We start from the raw sequence: 17613 nt of genomic DNA on the forward strand, positions 1-17613 counted from the left end.
TTACTTTTAGGTGAGCAGTATGCAGACTTTTTAGCAGAATGATCTACGTGTTGAGAATCTGACTCATTTTGCGAGTTCCACTCCAGACTTTAGTAGGGAGTGGAATCGTATGCGAAACGATGATAAGAGCATTTTTCACGATTTATGAAAAATGAATACATTTATACGAAATAGGAGCAACTTACATGATTGAGGAAAAGAAAAGCTTTATCTCATGGCCTGTGCTTGCCATGATGTCATTTGTTACAGTCATCGGCTTTGATGATATTATTTACAACTTTGCCAATCAAGGTTTAGGTGTTATTACTTCATGGATTATTTTACTGCTATTATATGTGATTCCTTATTCTTTGATGGTTGGGCAGCTAGGATCGGTTTTTAATCATGAGGGTGGCGGTTTAACCTCTTGGGTGCGAGGAACTAGCGGGGATCGGTTAGGCTATTTTACAGCTTGGACCTATTGGGCCGCATCAATTCCTTACGTCGTTGATACCGCTAATGCGGTAGTGGTCGGCTTTGGTTGGCTCGTCAACGGAAATGATTCAATGGAAGATAAAATGTCCAACTCCATGTTTGCTTTATTGACCTTCTGTGTCTTTTTAGCTTTTATTTTCCTGCAGCGTCATTTTAAAAAATCTTTAGAGGTACTAAGCACCTTAGGCGGTGGTGCGATGTTCATCATGGCTATTCTGTTTGTTTTTATGACCTTTGCTTCATTATTTATGCCAAATGGTCACATTGAAACACAGCCGATGAACCTTGGAGCGGTCATTCCGAAATTTGACCTTCATTATTTGACAACGATCGGGTTACTGATCTATGCGATTAATGGTGCAGAGCTGGTCGCCCCTTTCGTCACACGGATGCGCAAGCCGCAAAAGGATTTCCCTAAAGCAATGATTATGTTGACGGTTATGACGATTTTCTTAACAGTCTTTGGTTCCTTCTCTTTAGGCGTCTTTTTCAACGCCCATCATTTGCCAAATAATTTAAAGATGAACGGTTCTTACTACGCATTCCAACGTTTAGGAGAATTTTTCCATCTAGGAAATACCTTGATGTATGTTTTTGCTGTTACTCAAATTATTTATATGTGCGCGCTTTTAGCTGTTCTGTTAGATGCAATGACCCGCATGCTGATCTCAGATACCGGCAAACAATTCATGCCGAAGAAGCTGACGAAGCTAAATGATGACGGCTTACCTATCAATGGCTATATCTTAACAACTGCCTTGAGTGCCTTTATCTTACTATTAGGCGTTTTCCTACCTGAGATGAACGATATTTTCAATTGGCTATTGAACCTTAACGGGATCATTTCGCCAGGTGTTACTTGTTGGATTTTCTACGCCTTCATTCGAATTCGTTTAGACAGCCGCAAGTTCCAATCAGATTATGTCTTTATCAAAAATGATCGCATGGCCGTATTTGTTGGCGGTTGGTGTTTGGTTGTCACCGTTATCGCTACTTTGTTCGGTGTCCTGCCGCAGGATGCGCCTTACGGTTCCAGCTTATTCTGGCACGAATTAATTATTAACATCGTCGGTATTGCCGTATTGATTGGTTTAGGCTTCATTATGCCTGGCTTAGCTAAACGCGAACGAGAAAAAGAAGCGTAGCTGCATGTTGCTTTGCTTACAGACTGGTTTTCAGGTTCCTTATTGAATCTGTCGGCCAGTCTTTTTCTATTCCTATTCAAAAAGATTTCTACTCGTGGTAAGATGATTTCTAAATAACGTGTCATTATTCTTTCATCGAAATCATAGAAACGGGTGAGTGTTATGTTGTTGTTGGGGTCATTGGTGAACTGTCTCGCGATTATGGCGGGAAGCTTTTCTGGTATCGTTCTGCGAAATATCACAGAACAGACAAAGGATACCGTAACAAAGGGGATCTCCCTAGGAGTCGTCGCCTTAGCGATTCAGATGTCGCTGCAGGCCAGCTCTTTTATTGTCATTATTATCAGTATCTGCCTGGGTGGGATGATTGGAGAATTTTTGAAGATTGAAGACTCCATGACTCGTCTCGGTTTATTTTTAGAAAATCGCTTCGCACGGGGAAACAGTAATTTCGCGGAAGGCTTCGTCACGGCTACTTTAATCTACGTGATCGGATCGATGGGGATCATTGGGGCTATCGAAAGCGGAGTTACGGGAAGTCATCAAACATTGTTTACGAAGGCTGTAATGGATGGTTTCATGTCGATTATGCTGACAGCCTCTTTAGGAATTGGGGTTATTTTCTCTGCCTTTCCAGTGTTGATCTATCAAGGAGCCATTACAATCTTCGCGAGTGTGATCGTCCGCTATTTGCCAAAGGAGCTGCTAGATAGTTTGATGAACGAGATCAGCGCTATCGGCGGCTTGATGATCTTAGCGATTGGCTTGAATGTCATGAAGCTTACAAAAATTCGCGTCTCCAATTATTTACCGGGTATCTTGGTTTTGATCGGGATCATGGTCGTTCAATATTATTATTTTTAAAGGATCTCTCGCTTAATAAGCAGATAAAGGAGCCGTTTGACCGCTCCTTATCTGCTTATTCTTTTGGCTAAATAATATTTTGTAGTCCCAATCATAGGTACATCGTCCAATTTGCCAAATATTTCGTAGCCCAGCTTCAAGTAAAAATCTAATGCCTGATATGCTTTCGTCGTCAACGTAATGGTCGTTACCTTTTCTCGCCGTGCCTGCTCCTCCATCGCCCGCATCAACTTCGAACCCACACCTAATTTTTGATACGCCTCGTCTACGCCAAGCAACGAAATATGCAGTGTATCATATTGCCGTTTGCCAACGAGCCCACCTGCTAATTGCCCATCGATCCATGCACCAAATGCGAGAATTTTCTCATCAGCTTCTGGGACCTCATCTGTAAACCGTCTTTTGTGCTGCTGATCAAATAACTCTTCTAAAAAAGGCATCAACGTCGCTCTTTCACTTTGTTCAATCTTCACGAATTTTCTCCTAGCTTCCCTTTTATCGTAGTAAGGGTTATTTTAACATGACTCTGACTAAAGCAAAAAGACAAAAATGAAACGAAAATGATAATTAAAAAAAAGTACATTAGAAATCTGTAAAGTGAATTATTTCTTTCTATTTCTTCTCTATACTTATAAGAAGAAATGTAAGCGTTATCTTTTGTGTTTGTGAATAATCGCACCAAAAAGAAGGGAAGAAAAACAAATGTCTGATAAAAAGATTCGATGGTTTACGGTCTCAATGATTGCTTTTAGTATGGTTTGGGGATTTGGCAATGTGGTCAACAACTATGCGCAGCAGGGCATCTCCGTAGTAGTTTCATGGATTCTGATCATGCTCCTCTACTTTATTCCTTACGCGTTGATTGTTGGACAGTTAGGCTCTACCTTCAAAACAAGTTCTGGCGGGGTTAGTTCCTGGGTCAAGGAAACCACTGGAAAAAGAAAAATTGCCTATTACGCTGCATGGACATATTGGGTGGTCCATATTACCTATTTAGCGCAAAAACCGCAATCCGTTTTAATTGCCCTTGGTTGGGTCTTTAAAGGAAATGGTCGCGTCGCTACGGATATGAGTGTCCAAACGGTTGCTATTATCTCATTTATTATTTTCTTGATTTTCTTATTTCTTTCTACTAAAGGACTGACGACGCTGAAAGTTATCGGAAGCGTTGCAGGTTCAGGGATGCTGATTATGTCAATTCTGTTCATCATTTTAGCCGTGGCTGTCCCAACGATAGATCCTTCATTCAAGATGGCTACGCCAGATATGGGTGATGTAAAAACATATATTCCCGATTTCAACCTAAACTATTTCGCCACGATCTCCATGCTGGTCTTTGCAGTAGGCGGCGCTGAAAAAATCTCTCCTTACGTAAATTCGATTGATCGACCTACCAAGAACTTTCCGAAGGCTATGATCTTTATGGCAACCATGATCGGCTTGAGCGCCGTACTCGGCTCAGTCGCTATGGGGATGCTATTTGACAGCAACAATATTCCGGATGATCTGATGGCCAATGGTGCCTACAGTGCATTTCAAATCTTAGGTCGCCACTTAGGCGTGGGCAATCTCTTAATGATCATCTATGGCTTGGCCCAAACAGCCGTTCAATCCTCCGCCCTGGCCTTCTCAATTGATGCGCCGCTGAAAATTTTACTTTCAGATGCGGATCCCGAGTATGTTCCTCAGTGGCTGCGGAAGAAAAATCAAAAAGGCACCCTAGTGAATGGCTATTTACTGACTGGAATCCTTGTGAGTATCATTATCATTCTGCCGATTTTTGGGATCAAGAGTATGAGCATCTTGGTTCAATGGCTGACGAACCTGAATTCCATCGTAATGCCAATGCGCTATATTTGGGTCTTCTTCGCTTACATGATGCTGAATGCTCAATACAAAAAGTTCCACTCAGAATACAAATTTATTAAGAATCCAAAACTTGGTTTCATCGTAGGTTTCTGGTGCTTTGCCTTTACTATCCTCGCCTGCATCTTAGGCATGCTGCCGAAGGTTGATTATGCAGCAGATCCGCAATCTTGGATATTCCAGTTAATCTCTAACATCGTCACTCCTGTTGTCTTGATCTTACTAGGGATGATCCTGCCAATGATTGCTAAACGGGAACAACAATCGGTCAATGAATAAATCAAGAAGCTCTGGATGAATTTAGTTGTGCTTTCATCTAGGGCTTCAGTTTGTTGACTTTATTTAATAGAGTTCCTGCCTTTTAAATTCCTATTTGAGAGGTGTATACTTAGGAAATGTATGAAGAAGGATGAGAACTATGTCGAATTATTTGGATGAATTGGCAGCATTTTGGGATAATTTCGCAGAAGATTATGAAGCTATTCAGCAAGAATCGCTGTTCCCGATTGCTGAAGATTTACGGGACTTTTTATTAGAAGAAAAAATCATTCCCTGCGAAACCTTTTTAGATCTTGCTGGTGGAACAGGACGCTATCTAGCGACGATTCAAAGAGAGGTAAAGGAGTACCATTTACTGGATATCTCTCAAAAAATGCTAATGATTGCAGCCAAAAAAGCTGCTGGCAATGTCCAACTGATCAACCAAGCACAAGAAACCTTTTTATCTCAACATAAGCAACGCTATAATGTGGTCTTTTCAGCAATGAACCCTGCTCTAGAAACAAAACAAGATTTATTGACTGTTTGTCAAGCCAGCAAGGATTGGTGTCTGATCTTGCGTGCAGTAAAAGATGAAGACCAGCTCTTCTCACCTTATGAAGAGCAGCAGAAGGAACTATTATTAAATGAACGGTATAAGACTTTTCTGACTGAATGGAAGATTCCTTATCAAACAAAACGTTTTGTCTATACGAAGAAGGAAGAGATTAGTCGGGATTTCTTTCAAGAGTATTTTGAAGAGGAATTCTCGAAAGTCGCGTTAGCTAAAATTATCGAAAAAAACTTTGCTAACAACGAAAAAGCAACAAATCGACAATTTCTTGATTTTGAACTAATTTATTTTCACGTGCCAAAGACTTATAATAAGAACGGATTTTAACAATTGAGGAGGCTCTCCAATGGAAGAAAAGACATTTCAACGAATTAAAGAATTAACCGAGCTTCAAGGAACTAGCGGTTTTGAAGAAGACATCCGCAGCTACATGCGTGATGCGATTACGCCACTAGTCGATGAAGTACAGCAAGATGGCTTAGGCGGAATTTTCGGCTTGCGTCAGTCCGACGACAGTAAACCACGTGTCATGGTGGCGGCCCATATGGATGAAGTCGGCTTTATACTCACAGAGATTACACCCCGCGGACTATTCAAGGTAGTCCCTTTAGGCGGTTGGAATCCCTACGTCGTTTCGGCCCAGCGTTTTACCTTAAAAACCAGTAAAGGCAATTATCCATGCATCTCCTCTTCTGTGCCGCCACATTTATTGCGTGGAACAAACGGACAAGGACAAATTAAAGTTGAAGATATCCTTTTCGATGCGGGCTTTGAATCAAAGGATGAAGCGTTAGCTTTTGGTGTTTTACCTGGAGACACCATCGTTCCTCAAACAGAAACGGTGAAAACAGCAAACGGCAAAAATATAATCAGCAAGGCTTGGGATAACCGCTATGGTTGTACAGTCGTATTAGAAGCGTTGGAAGCTCTGCAAAAGGAATCATTGGATTACACCTTGATCGCTGGGGCAAATGTTCAAGAAGAAGTTGGTTTACGTGGCGCAAAGCCAGCGGTAACTAAATTCCAGCCAGATTTATTCTTCGCGGTAGATTGTTCGGCTGCGGACGATTTAGTCACCACTAACGGAACGTTTGGTCATTTAGGTGAAGGGACCCTCTTGCGGATTCAAGATCCTGGTATGATCTTACTTCCTCGATTGCGGGAATATTTATTAGACACCGCCGAAACACACAATATCCCCTACCAATACTTTGTTTCTAAAGGTGGAACGGACGCAGGAGCCGCTCATACTGCAAACGAAGGGATTCCAAGTACAGTGATTGGTGTTTGCGGCCGCTATATCCATACCCATCAAACAATGTTCAGCATAGCGGATTTTGATGCTGCTAGAGAAATGCTGATCCAAGTATTAAAGGGCTTAGACGAAAGTACAATCAAAACCATTATTGCTGGAAAATAGTCCCTTAAGAAAAATTAAATAACTTTATTAAATCAAGACTAATAAAGGGTTTTCTGACTTAATAGATGATTAAGTTGACTAGGACCAGCATTTTTCTTGCAATCAAAAATTATTTCCGTTAAGATTTAAACATATTAATAACTCCTTAGGGGAGTAACCGGCAACGTTGTTGTTGTGATATCAACAGTAAGTTAACCAGTAATGGTTTTCTGGTATCGTATGAAATGGTGAGACCTAAGACAAGTTTAAACACTTGCCTTGGGTCTCTTTTTTTGTCAGTTTTTCTTTACGCTTTCGCGTAGTTAGGAAAATGACAGCAATAGCGTGCCGAGTGAAGTGAAATAAAAATTATTGGAGGATATAAATTGACAAAACACGCGTACCAACAAGAAACAGACAAATTAATGACGGACTTGAAGACTGCACCAGAAGGTTTAAATCAAGCGAAAGCCCAACAGCGGCTACAAGAAAATGGTCCGAATCAGTTAAAAGAGGCAAAGAAAAAATCTTCGCTGACTTTATTTTTAGAAACCTTTAAAGACGCAATGGTAATCGTTCTGTTGATCGTTGCTGTGGTACAGATGATTATGGGCGCTCATGTTGAGTCAATTGTCATCTTTGCGGTCTTACTGCTAAACTCAATCGTAAGCGTCATTCAAACGAAAAAGGCTGAAGGTTCATTGGACGCCTTAAAAAAACTTTCTGCTCCAGATGCCAGTGTTCTCCGAGGGGGGCAAGAGCAAAGTATTCCCGCTAAAGAAATCGTGACTGGTGATATCGTCATCTTAGAAGCAGGTGATTATGTACCAGCCGACGGTCGTTTACTTGAAGCGGGTTCGCTAAAGGTTGATGAAGGAATGCTAACTGGTGAATCCACACCAGCGGAAAAAGAACTCACTACGTTAAGTAATCAAGTCCCCATCGGTGATCGAATCAACATGGTTTTTAGTGGAACGATTGTCACCTACGGGCGCGGAAAATTTTTAGTAACTGCGACTGGTAGTGAAACTGAGATCGGTCAAGTCGCTGGTTTATTAGAATCGACTACAGAACAAAAGACCCCTCTTCAGCGTGGGTTGGATCGTTTCAGCAAGAAATTAAGTATTGCTATTCTAGTTCTATCGTTAGTAATCCTTGGGGTTCAGCTCCTGCGAGTTTTCTTAGATGGTTCAACGGATATGACACAAGATATCGTCAACGCCTTTATGTTTGCTGTAGCTGTTGCTGTCGCTGCCATTCCTGAAGCGTTACAATCGATTGTTACCATTGTACTTTCCTTAGGAACGAAAAAAATGGCGAAACAGCATGCGATTATCCGCAAGCTGCCAGCAGTAGAAACATTAGGCTCAACCAGTATTATTTGTACAGATAAAACAGGAACACTTACACAAAACAAAATGACAGTTGTGGACCATTTCTTAGCCGATGGACAAAGTGGTGAATTTTCAAAAGATCCGAAGCAGTGGGAAGCAGACGAACAACGCTTGATTGAAATCAGTGTGTTAGCCAATGATGCAACGATTAGCGAAGATGGCACCAAATTAGGCGATCCTACAGAGATTGCTCTAATAGATTACAGTGAGCAGCAAAATCAATCCTATCGGGAATTACGAAAAAAATATCCCCGTGAAGCCGAGCTGCCCTTCGATTCTGATCGGAAATTAATGTCCACACTCCACACGATCGATCAGCAAAAGATCATGGTAACTAAAGGTGGACCAGATATCGTTTTTGAACGCAGCTCGAAAGTTTTACTCGATGGTCAAGTCGTCGATTTTACAGCTGACTTAAAAAGCCGTTTCCAGAAGCAAAATGAAGCCTTTTCTGAACGTGCATTACGTGTTTTAGCCTTTGCTTATAAAGAAGTAGCATCTGATTCATTAACGCTAAATGACGAAGAAAATCTTGTCTTAGTCGGTTTACTAGCAATGATCGACCCGCCACGGGAAGAAGTTTTCCAAGCAGTGGCAGATGCAAACTCCGCTGGGATTCAAACCGTAATGATTACAGGCGATCACAAAACAACCGCTGTTGCAATCGCAAAAGAGATTGGAATTTTCCAACCAGGAGACCTTGCACTGACTGGTGCTGAATTAGATCAGTTAAGTGAGCAAGAGCTAGCTGATCAATTGGAACAAATAACGGTTTATGCGCGTGTTTCACCAGAGAATAAAATCAGAATTGTTCGCGCTTGGCAGGATAAGGGGAAAATTTCTGCTATGACTGGTGACGGTGTCAATGACGCCCCTGCTCTAAAGCAAGCAGATATTGGTATTGCCATGGGTACGGGAACCGATGTAGCTAAAGATGCCTCAGCGATGGTCCTAACTGACGACAACTTCGCCTCAATCATCAAGGCAGTCGAAGTTGGACGAAACGTTTTTGACAATATCAAGAAAGCTGTCGCTTATCTATTTGCTGGTAATTTAGGTGCGATCATCGCCATCATCTTTGCACTAGCGATCGGTTGGGCAAATCCATTTACAGCTTTACAGCTGCTCTTTATTAACCTAGTCAATGACTCTCTGCCGGCAATCGCACTAGGAATGGAAAAAGCAGAACCAACGATAATGAAACGACAGCCTCGTGATCCAAACAGTGGGATCTTTACCGGTAAAACATTAGTCTCAGTCACTTACAGAGGAATCCTAATCGCTTTAGCTGTCATTGCTGCCCAATGGATTGGGAATCAGCAGTCTGCAGAAATGGGTGTCGCGATGGCCTTCTCTACCCTGATCTTAAGTCGGACACTGCAAACCTTTGCGGCACGTTCAAACACACAAACTTCCTTACAAGTTGGTTTGTTCTCCAATAAAATGGTTCTACTTGCTATTCTTGTCTGTGCCGGACTATTCAGTCTGACATTATTGCCGGGCTTGCGTGAAGTCTTCGCTATTCCAGCTGCCTTTGCTTTGAAGGAGATTGGTTTAGCCCTCGCCTTAGCTACTTCAGCAGTTCTATTAATGGAGATTACTAAGTTGATTATAGTTAAAGTCCAAGAACCTAAAACAAAGACACAATTAAACAATTGCTAAATTCACGTAAAAAGGCAGTGCCCAAAGTTGGCACTGCCTCTTTCATATTATAAAAACTGTTGTAAATAACGCTGAATTCGTGGATGATCACTTTCAAAGAATGCCTGACTGCTGCCATCGAAAGTAACTGCTCCTTCTTCTAAAAAGACAATCCGATCAGCCACTTTCCGAGCAAATTCCAAGTGATGCGTCACAACAATTTGTCCATTGCCTGATTCTGCTAAATCTTTAATGACCTGTAAAACTTCTTGTGCCAACTCAGGATCTAAAGCACTGGTCGGTTCATCGTAAAGCATAAATTCTGGCTCCATCGCTAATGCTCGCGCAATCGCTACCCGCTGCATCTGTCCACCAGATAATTGTTTTGGGTGTTCCGCCGCTTTATCCAGCAGACCAACTTTAGTCAGCAGCTGTTCTGCTTGTTTTCTTGCTTGATCCTTCGAAACCTTCTTTACTTGAGTAGGCCCCTCCATGACGTTTTGAATTACCGTCAAATGAGGAAAAAGATTGTATGCCTGAAAAACAATACTAAAATGTCCACGGTATTCTTTTAATTGTCGAAAAGACAGATTTTGTGGGAAAGTCAGATTATCCTGATCAATTTTTATGCTGCCGCTATCGGGCGTCTCTAATAAATCAATTGAACGCAGCAGTGTACTTTTTCCTGAGCCTGAGGGACCTAAGATAACCGTAGTTTCCCCTGGCTGAAAGGACAAATCAATGTCTTTCAAGACTTGATTGTCATCAAAACTTTTATTTAGTTTTTCGATTGTTAACATCTTTTTTCCTCCTTAATAGACCATCCGTTTTTCAAGTACAGATTGTAAATAATTCAAGAAGGTACAAAGAATTAAATAATACAAAGCCACCATACTGTAAAGCAATAAAGGCTCATAAGTCCGAGCAGCGATCCGCTGTGCTGTCATGAAGATTTCAACAATAGTGATACTAGCCGCTAAAGAAGTATCTTTAACAAGACTCACAAAATTGTTCGATAACGGCGGCAATGCAATCTTAAACGCCTGGGGAGCAATGATTCGATGTAAAATTTGCCAACGACTCATCCCTAATGATGCTGCAGATTCGTATTGCCCTTGAGGAATGGCCAGTAAAGCGGAACGAATGTTTTCAGAAGCATACGCGCCAGTATTTAGTGAAAAAGTCAAAATCGCAGCTGTCCATGCATCCATTTGGACTCCTACTGAAGGAAGTCCAAAAAAGACAATGAACAATTGGACCAGCAGCGGAGTTCCGCGGAAGATCCAAACATAGAGAAAGAAAATACCATTTAAGAAGCGATTTTTTGAAATCCGGGCTAAGGCTGTAATCAGTGCCAAGACCATCCCCAAAGCAAATGAAATCAGCGTTAACGGAATTGTCATCTTTAGCAATGCCCAAAATAGCGGCAACGCAGAGCTTTGAATAATATCAATTGTTCGTTCCATTCTACTTAGTCCTTTCCGTTACTTAGAAATATCTTTCTTAAAATATTTTTCTGATAGTTTAGTCAATGTCCCATCTGCTTCTAGTTCTTTGATTGCTTTATCCACTTTCTTCGCTAACTCTTCATCGCCTTTATGGAACATCGCAGCTACTTCTGTCGCTTCATCTGAAGTTTTCACGATCTTGATTGGCGCATCTGGTTTTTGATTTAAATAATCATAATAGGTCACGTCATCATTCAGCGTCGCATCTGCTCGATTATCTACTACTAATTCAACTGCTTTACTGAAGCCATCGACGCTTGAAATTTCCGCGCCAAGGTCTTCCGCCATTTGTGCATAGTTGCTAGTTAATGATTGAGCCGATGTCTTTCCTTTCAAATCAGCAAAATCCTTAATTTCATTGTTGTCTTTATTGACGATTAACGCTGGATGAGAAACAGAATAAGGCGTACTGAACAAGTATTTTTCCTTACGTTCAGGAGTGATCGCTACTTGATTAAAGACCACGTCTGTCTTTTTCGCATCAAAGGCTGCCAACATGGAATCCCAAGGTGCTTCAACAAACTTGATTTTATAATCGATCTTTTTAGCAATCGCCTTTGCGACATCGACATCATAACCAGTCAGCTTATCATTGTCATCACGAAAAGAGAACGGTGAATAGGTTCCTTCCGTCCCTACTCTCAGGACATTTTTTGAACTTGCTTCGCCGCTATCCTTAGACTGGCATCCAGCTAAAAATAGAACCCCCACGACGAGTAAACTAGCAACTGCTATAATTGATTTTTTCATTTTTTCTCAATTCCCTTCTGGCTATTTTTTTGCCTTTTCTGTGGCTATATTAGTAAAAGCCTGTTCTAAATCATTTTGTAAATCGGAGATATCTTCAATGCCGACAGAGAAGCGGATCAATCCATCTTTGATTCCCGCTGCTTCCCGTTTCTCCTTTGGAATCGATGCATGGGTCATAACAGCTGGAACCTCAATTAGGCTTTCAACACCACCTAAACTTTCCGCTAAAGTGATCACTTTTAATGACTCAACAAATTCTGCTGATTTACTTTCATCTACTAGCTCGAAGGCCACCATACCACCAAATCCTCGCATTTGCTTCGCAGCAATTTTATGGCCACCATGACTATCAAGTCCAGGATAGTAAACAGTCGCTACATCCGGATGGTTTGCTAAGTATTCTGCGATGGTTCCCGCATTTTTTTGATGTGCTTCCATCCTTACCCCAAGAGTTTTGATTCCCCGTTGCAGTAACCAGCTATCTTGCGGGCCTAATACTCCACCTATAGAGTTTTGATAGAATCCAATTTTTTCAGCGAGTATCTCATCGTTTGTGGTTGCTAGTCCGGCAACCAGATCACTATGTCCGCCCAAGTATTTAGTCCCACTATGCAAGACAATGTCTGCACCTAAAGCTAATGGTTGTTGCAAATACGGGGTCGCGAAAGTATTATCCACGATTGTTAGTAAATTATGGGATTTTGCCCAATCGGTACTTTTCTTCAAATCAACAATTTTCAATAAGGGATTGCTCGGTGTCTCCAAATAGAGAGCCTTCGTTTTCTCGGTAAATGCCGCCTCAAGTTGTGAAAGCTCACGACTATCCACCATGGTATAAATCAGCCCTAACGGCTTAAAGACCTTCTCCAATAAGCGGAAAGTTCCTCCGTAAACATCATCACCTAGGATTAAGTGATCTCCAGGTTGAAAGATAGACAATGTCGCATGAATGGCAGCTAAACCTGATCCAAAAGCAAAGCCCTTTACGCCACCTTCTAATTCGGCAATTAACTCTTCTAATGCGAAACGAGTAGGATTGCCTGAACGGGAATACTCAAAATCTCCCGGCTGCCCTAATTTTTTTTGTCGATACGTTGAGGTTTGATAAATTGGTACACTGACCGCTCCTGTCAATGGGTCTTCGCTGATTCCTCCGTGGATCAATTTGGTTGATAAATGCATATTAATTCCTCCTGTAAGTTTGTTTTCTGCGTTCATCTGCCAAGCAACAACACATTTTGCTTCCCCCTATCTCGAATTTTGCGTACAAAAAAAGAGGTGCAAGCTATTAAAGCTGCACCTCTTAGATTCGTCAAAAATTTAGAAGTTTCCTTCATTTTCAAACGAGCTCAGAACAGTTAATAGACATGACAAATTCGTATGCTGCTTTTTTGCACCATACAACAACATGCTGATTCAACTGCTTGAAGATTACGTTTCGCAATGTTGTTTGCCATATGTCCTGACCTCCTTAAATGATTGCACTCAATTTAGCATTTACAAAATGAGAAGTCAATCAATTAAATCTCAGATAATTTTAAAATAACTTTTTCTCTTGGGCATCTCAAAGAAAGCTGCTTTTAAATCAGCTTTTAAAATTCTTCAAAAATAACTAAAATATTTTTCTATAATTTCAAGACATCTGCAACAGTATAATACCCTTTTTTTTGATTCGCTAAAAAGACGGCGCAGTCACATGCCCCTTTAGCAAAACCACGCCAATCAGTGGAATGGTGACTGATTTCCAATCGCTCTCCGAAGCCGCCAAAGAAAACCGTATGACTGCTCGGTGTATCTCCCATACGTACAGAATGATACCCAATCGAGCCTTTTTTTCGTTCGCCGGCACCTTCCCGACCATAAATCGCTAACTCAGAAAGCTCTTCACCCAATTCATGGACAATCAGCTCTCCCATTTCTTTGGCAGTACCGCTTGGAGCATCTTTTTTCCAGCGATCATGCATCTCTACAATTTCAATATCTGTTTCGTCACCGATTGCCGCGGCGGTTAATTGCAGCAGTCGATTCATGACATTCACCAGTTTGGACGTGTTTGCGGCATAAAGAATCGGTATCACTTCTCCCGCTTGATGGAATGCTTCCTTTTCCTTTGGACTAAAGCCTGTCGTCCCACAGACCAACGCTTTTTTATATTTTTTTGCCAAGCGCAAGGTCTCTAATCCCATTTCCTTCGAAGAAAAATCAATGATGACTTCACAGGATTCAATCACTCTGGCCAAGTCGTCCACAACTTCCACACCAAGCTCATTACCGATCATCGCCACTTGACCTAAATCTTGTCCAATATAATCGCGCCCTTTAGGACCAACTCCAGCAACCAGTGTAAATCTTTCATCTCCAGCGGCTATTTGCGTGATCAATCGCCCCATCTTACCTTTTGGTCCAACAATAATTGTTTTGATCAATGTTTCTCCTCCTTACGAATAAAACGGTTTCAAAAACAGTTTACCATGTACGGAGAAAGAAAAATCTTAAAAATAGACATTTGAAAGAAACCTTCTTTTTCAAGGAGATAAGAATTATTTACGATTCCTTTTCTTTCGTGAATTTGGTTTCTTTTTTCGTCCATACGGTGTATCTTTCAGCATCTTTTCTTTACGTTCTAGGTCCTTTTGCTTTTTACTTTTTGGTTTTGTATAAACTGTTTTATCTCGCTCATAGGCCGTAAGTGCTAATGATGTCTTTTTCTCAGTGCTTGATTTAGGTTCATCAATGACGGCAATTGTCCTGTGATCACTCCTTCCTTCAGATGCTCCCCCATCCTCGCGAAACTTTCTTGATTCTGTATTATGGCCTGCTTTAATAAACTCTTGAGTATTTTCTTCTTTTTCCTCATCGACAGCTCCCAACGTGGGATCATTTTTTCCTAGTGCTTCCCTATTTTCAGGGAAAAATGCCTCCAGTTTATCGATGATTTCCTGATTCGTCAGTTCCACGGATTCAAGCTCTTCCTGCTCATTCTTTTTCGCAATAAGAGCTCTGCGTGTGCAATTCACAATATCAGATTTTTCAACTTTCACAAATCTTCTCACTCCAGCTTTTCGAAAAATCGTCAACATCGTCAACAAATTTAATACGGCATCTGCTTTTTCTGTTGCTATCTTTGGATCGGCATCCCTTAAATTCCAAGTGTGTAATTTACTATTGGCATCCTCAAAAACTGAAATAAGTTTATATTGCTGCCCGTCTAACGACTCAAGAGGTGTAGTCTTTTCTTGCAGGTAATTTTTATAGAAACCTAAGATTTCATTTAACTTGTGATACATCTTAGAATTTCCAAATAATCGATGCTTAACCTGTTTCCATTCACCTTGATCAAAGTAATGTTCAAAAAGAGGACAAAAACGTCTCAACATATCTGTTGGCTCCGTATGAAGATAGATTTCACGAATCAACTCAGTAAAAAGGAGAGAAAAATCTCCGATCACTAACGAATTTCTTATCATTACCGCAATAGCATACTCTATTATCGCAGCGGCATCCTGCGTTTCTTGATAGAAAAGTTCTACTTTCTTTTGTAAGGACTCTCTCTTCATTCCAAAAATTTGTCTTTGATTTAATGGTTGCACTAACATAATTCCGCATCCTTCCTATCCTAAAATAAGTTTTCAAAATAAGATACGTCAAGACAACGAAAAAATACGTGAATTCGCAGAAAAAAATACCCTAAATAAAGCTCATTTTTTAAAGGAAATGAGTTTTCTAAAATGAACTAGAGAAGAAAAAAATCACTTGAGAAATTTCTCTCAAGTGATTTTAGAAGAACATTCTTAAGAAGGACCACAAGTAACGTAGTAATCGAAATAGAATGAATAAAAGGAAAATATTTCCTAGGATAAAGCTGACAGCATTGCCAGCACTGGCTTTTAAATTGCTTAAAGTAAAGCGTCTCAAAAATCGCGGCATCGAGTTATAACCATTGCGCTTCAAGCGGAAACTCTCTTCATAGGTGAGATCCAACATGTCATAATAGACGATTTGTAACGGTTCTCGTGAGAAGAAGGCTTTTGAAAAGCCAACCATCATTGTGTATTGCTTGTTATTAGAAGGTAGGTTCCTTACTCCCTTTTTGTTGATCCGAACCTTTTCATCGTCATCTATTACATTGTAGCTGTACTCTTCCTCTTGAATCTTATGAATCTGCACTTCCGGCTGATTTTCTGCAAGAAAAGTCTGATAAATTTCTGGAAATTTCTGCTTTTCCAAAAAAAGATATACGCCTAATCCAGCAATAAGTAGCATCAACACAACATTTAGAAATAAATTATCCTGAAAAATTCCACTGTATGCTAAAAGAATGACGAGAGCGACTCCGCAAATAACCAGACGCTTCCAATAATAGTTTTGATACATTATTTTAATCGTACGTTCGTAGTACTCAAAATCGGATCCAGCAAAATCCATTAATTTAGCTCCCTTCTTAAAACTCTTAAATTTAGTATAGCGGAGCAAAGATAGACTGTCAGTTCCTTTTTATCATAAAAAAGAAATCACATCATACCTTTAGACTAATTTAAAAAGTTTTTGTGAAAACCATTACTTTTTTTCGCTCCCCCCTGTCATAATCATTTTGTGGGAGTATAATGAATAGTGTAAAAACGATTACGTTTAATCAAGTGAAGGAGTACACTCATGAAGATTGCCATCATTTTCTCAACCATAATACTTGTTCTAGCAAATTTTTATCTTTTTCTCGTTTATTTCAAAGAGAAGAAGATTGATGATAAATTGGAACGTCTAGCTGTGATGTTCGGTACCAATATGAGTGTATTATTTGTCGATAGCTTGATTCTTTTCTTTGGTGCTTTAGCAGAAGAAGGTCTATTCTTAATGACGATTTTAAGTGATTTCTAAAAAATCTGCATCCTAGATTAGGACGCAGATTTTTTATTATTTAACAAAACCATATTCAAAAAGATTCAGTTTGCGCTTTAAGCAACCAACTAATTGTTTTCATCTTAAGAATTGAAAACAATGTCTGTATTCCCTTATTTCTCGTATTTTAAGAAGAAATAAAGTATCATGGAGAAAACTTTTGTAAGGAGTGCCAAATGCGTATTCTTAAGAAATTCTCCCCTTTATTTTTGATTCTTGCGGTCGTTGGGGATTTTTCATTGCCTTATTATCTAGGACGCTCCTATCCAGGCTTTGATCAAATGACGATGATCATCAGTCAGCTAGGTGAATCAACGAGTCCTGTTGAAACTTACTTTAATAATGGATCAGTCATTACCGGCAGCTTGTTTATCTTATCAAGTATCGGAGTCTATGACTTTTTTCAATCTGAATCAAAGGGTTTAGCACAAATTGTAGCGGGTGCGATCGCACTCTATGGTTTTGGCGATTGTCTGCTGACAGGTTTAGTAAAAATCAGTGATACCGCTAGTTTCTTTAGTCCTGCTTACTTTTTACACGCTGCCTTCTCCGGAATAGCCATGGTAGCGATGATGTTCGTTCCGCTACTATTGGCGTATCAAGCTAGTCTAAAGAGTCAGAAAGTCATTTCACTTTTTTATGCTGTCTGTTTACTTAGTTCACTCCTAGCATTGATCTTATTTGCGGCATACTACTTACCAATCATTGGCAGTCTCTTGTCGTCTACACGCGGTTTTTGGCAGCGTCTATCACTCTTTTTCCTATATCTGCCTGCACTCAGCATCGCCTTTAGACAACTCGCTCACAAAAAAAAGATGATGCGGACTTAATTGCCGCATCATCT

Annotated in this window: 16 protein-coding genes; 8 read left to right on the forward strand and 8 right to left on the reverse strand. The window is 40.4% G+C overall.

Annotated features, from left to right (window positions below; all coding sequences use genetic code 11):
• The first annotated feature begins 185 nt into the window (after nt 1-185).
• Together IGI50_RS12345 and IGI50_RS12350 are read left to right on the forward strand one after the other, a co-directional pair.
• Nucleotides 186-1619: an APC family permease gene (locus IGI50_RS12345; protein ID WP_010745582.1), complete on the forward strand. Its 1434-nt coding sequence runs from the start codon at nt 186-188 to the stop codon at nt 1617-1619.
• 162 nt (nt 1620-1781) lie between these two features.
• Nucleotides 1782-2483 carry a DUF554 domain-containing protein gene (locus tag IGI50_RS12350; RefSeq protein WP_438777111.1) on the forward strand — a complete coding sequence of 234 codons (702 nt, stop codon included), beginning with the start codon at nt 1782-1784 and terminating at the stop codon, nt 2481-2483.
• A 47-nt stretch (nt 2484-2530) separates the two neighbouring features.
• Here the strand turns inward: IGI50_RS12350 and IGI50_RS12355 are convergent, their stop codons facing one another.
• Nucleotides 2531-2956: a GNAT family N-acetyltransferase gene (locus IGI50_RS12355; RefSeq protein ID WP_438777112.1), complete on the reverse strand. Its 426-nt coding sequence runs from the start codon at nt 2954-2956 to the stop codon at nt 2531-2533.
• Between the two features lie 229 nt (nt 2957-3185).
• Between IGI50_RS12355 and IGI50_RS12360 the strand changes: the two genes are divergently transcribed.
• The 4 genes from IGI50_RS12360 to IGI50_RS12375 all read left to right on the forward strand — a co-directional run bounded on the left by IGI50_RS12360 (nt 3186) and on the right by IGI50_RS12375 (nt 9636).
• A complete protein-coding gene (locus IGI50_RS12360; protein ID WP_438777113.1) occupies nt 3186-4628 on the forward strand; it encodes an amino acid permease in 1443 nt (480 codons plus the stop codon).
• 139 nt (nt 4629-4767) lie between these two features.
• Nucleotides 4768-5508, forward strand: coding sequence for a class I SAM-dependent methyltransferase (locus IGI50_RS12365; RefSeq protein WP_438777114.1), 741 nt, complete (start codon nt 4768-4770; stop codon nt 5506-5508).
• A 19-nt stretch (nt 5509-5527) separates the two neighbouring features.
• Nucleotides 5528-6601, forward strand: coding sequence for a glutamyl aminopeptidase (gene pepA, locus IGI50_RS12370; protein ID WP_438777115.1), 1074 nt, complete (start codon nt 5528-5530; stop codon nt 6599-6601).
• Nucleotides 6602-6966: 365 nt separating this feature from the next.
• Entirely contained in the window at nt 6967-9636 is a 2670-nt protein-coding gene (locus tag IGI50_RS12375) for a cation-translocating P-type ATPase (protein ID WP_438777116.1), read from the forward strand.
• Nucleotides 9637-9683: 47 nt separating this feature from the next.
• Here IGI50_RS12375 and IGI50_RS12380 read toward each other — a convergent pair whose 3' ends face one another.
• The 7 genes from IGI50_RS12380 to IGI50_RS12410 all read right to left on the reverse strand — a co-directional run bounded on the left by IGI50_RS12380 (nt 9684) and on the right by IGI50_RS12410 (nt 16298).
• The gene (locus IGI50_RS12380) at nt 9684-10415 is read right to left on the reverse strand and encodes an amino acid ABC transporter ATP-binding protein (protein WP_438777117.1); all 732 of its coding nucleotides are present in this window, start codon (nt 10413-10415) and stop codon (nt 9684-9686) included.
• Between the two features lie 12 nt (nt 10416-10427).
• The gene (locus tag IGI50_RS12385) at nt 10428-11081 is read right to left on the reverse strand and encodes an amino acid ABC transporter permease (protein WP_438777118.1); all 654 of its coding nucleotides are present in this window, start codon (nt 11079-11081) and stop codon (nt 10428-10430) included.
• Nucleotides 11082-11099: 18 nt separating this feature from the next.
• A complete protein-coding gene (locus tag IGI50_RS12390) occupies nt 11100-11873 on the reverse strand; it encodes an amino acid ABC transporter substrate-binding protein (RefSeq protein WP_438777119.1) in 774 nt (257 codons plus the stop codon).
• A 21-nt stretch (nt 11874-11894) separates the two neighbouring features.
• A complete protein-coding gene (locus tag IGI50_RS12395) occupies nt 11895-13055 on the reverse strand; it encodes a cystathionine gamma-synthase (RefSeq protein WP_438777120.1) in 1161 nt (386 codons plus the stop codon).
• Nucleotides 13056-13498: 443 nt separating this feature from the next.
• Complete coding sequence (gene dapB, locus IGI50_RS12400; RefSeq protein WP_438777121.1) at nt 13499-14299, reverse strand: 4-hydroxy-tetrahydrodipicolinate reductase; 801 nt, start codon at nt 14297-14299, stop codon at nt 13499-13501.
• A gap of 114 nt (nt 14300-14413) precedes the next feature.
• Nucleotides 14414-15469, reverse strand: coding sequence for a glycosyltransferase family 1 protein (locus IGI50_RS12405; RefSeq protein WP_438777122.1), 1056 nt, complete (start codon nt 15467-15469; stop codon nt 14414-14416).
• 181 nt (nt 15470-15650) lie between these two features.
• A complete protein-coding gene (locus IGI50_RS12410) occupies nt 15651-16298 on the reverse strand; it encodes a hypothetical protein (RefSeq protein ID WP_438777123.1) in 648 nt (215 codons plus the stop codon).
• 228 nt (nt 16299-16526) lie between these two features.
• On the opposite strand from IGI50_RS12410, the gene IGI50_RS12415 reads away from it, so the two are divergent.
• Entirely contained in the window at nt 16527-16748 is a 222-nt protein-coding gene (locus IGI50_RS12415; RefSeq protein ID WP_010745568.1) for a hypothetical protein, read from the forward strand.
• A gap of 197 nt (nt 16749-16945) precedes the next feature.
• Nucleotides 16946-17599 carry a DUF998 domain-containing protein gene (locus IGI50_RS12420; RefSeq protein ID WP_438777124.1) on the forward strand — a complete coding sequence of 218 codons (654 nt, stop codon included), beginning with the start codon at nt 16946-16948 and terminating at the stop codon, nt 17597-17599.
• Nucleotides 17600-17613: the final 14 nt, after the last annotated feature.

Source organism: Enterococcus sp. DIV0170 (genome assembly GCF_051710765.1).
GTDB lineage: Bacteria > Bacillota > Bacilli > Lactobacillales > Enterococcaceae > Enterococcus_A > Enterococcus_A raffinosus.

What these genes read in the sequence shown, in the direction of transcription:
- IGI50_RS12345 (WP_010745582.1), top strand. Translation starts at nt 186, where the DNA reads ATGATTGAGGAAAAGAAAAGCTTTATCTCATGGCCTGTGCTTGCCATG.
- IGI50_RS12350 (WP_438777111.1), top strand. Translation starts at nt 1,782, where the DNA reads ATGTTGTTGTTGGGGTCATTGGTGAACTGTCTCGCGATTATGGCGGGA.
- IGI50_RS12360 (WP_438777113.1), top strand. Translation starts at nt 3,186, where the DNA reads ATGTCTGATAAAAAGATTCGATGGTTTACGGTCTCAATGATTGCTTTT.
- IGI50_RS12365 (WP_438777114.1), top strand. Translation starts at nt 4,768, where the DNA reads ATGTCGAATTATTTGGATGAATTGGCAGCATTTTGGGATAATTTCGCA.
- pepA (WP_438777115.1), top strand. Translation starts at nt 5,528, where the DNA reads ATGGAAGAAAAGACATTTCAACGAATTAAAGAATTAACCGAGCTTCAA.
- IGI50_RS12380 (WP_438777117.1), bottom strand. Translation starts at nt 10,415, where the DNA reads ATGTTAACAATCGAAAAACTAAATAAAAGTTTTGATGACAATCAAGTC.
- IGI50_RS12385 (WP_438777118.1), bottom strand. Translation starts at nt 11,081, where the DNA reads ATGGAACGAACAATTGATATTATTCAAAGCTCTGCGTTGCCGCTATTT.
- IGI50_RS12390 (WP_438777119.1), bottom strand. Translation starts at nt 11,873, where the DNA reads ATGAAAAAATCAATTATAGCAGTTGCTAGTTTACTCGTCGTGGGGGTT.
- IGI50_RS12395 (WP_438777120.1), bottom strand. Translation starts at nt 13,055, where the DNA reads ATGCATTTATCAACCAAATTGATCCACGGAGGAATCAGCGAAGACCCA.
- IGI50_RS12405 (WP_438777122.1), bottom strand. Translation starts at nt 15,469, where the DNA reads ATGTTAGTGCAACCATTAAATCAAAGACAAATTTTTGGAATGAAGAGA.
- IGI50_RS12410 (WP_438777123.1), bottom strand. Translation starts at nt 16,298, where the DNA reads ATGGATTTTGCTGGATCCGATTTTGAGTACTACGAACGTACGATTAAA.
- IGI50_RS12415 (WP_010745568.1), top strand. Translation starts at nt 16,527, where the DNA reads ATGAAGATTGCCATCATTTTCTCAACCATAATACTTGTTCTAGCAAAT.
- IGI50_RS12420 (WP_438777124.1), top strand. Translation starts at nt 16,946, where the DNA reads ATGCGTATTCTTAAGAAATTCTCCCCTTTATTTTTGATTCTTGCGGTC.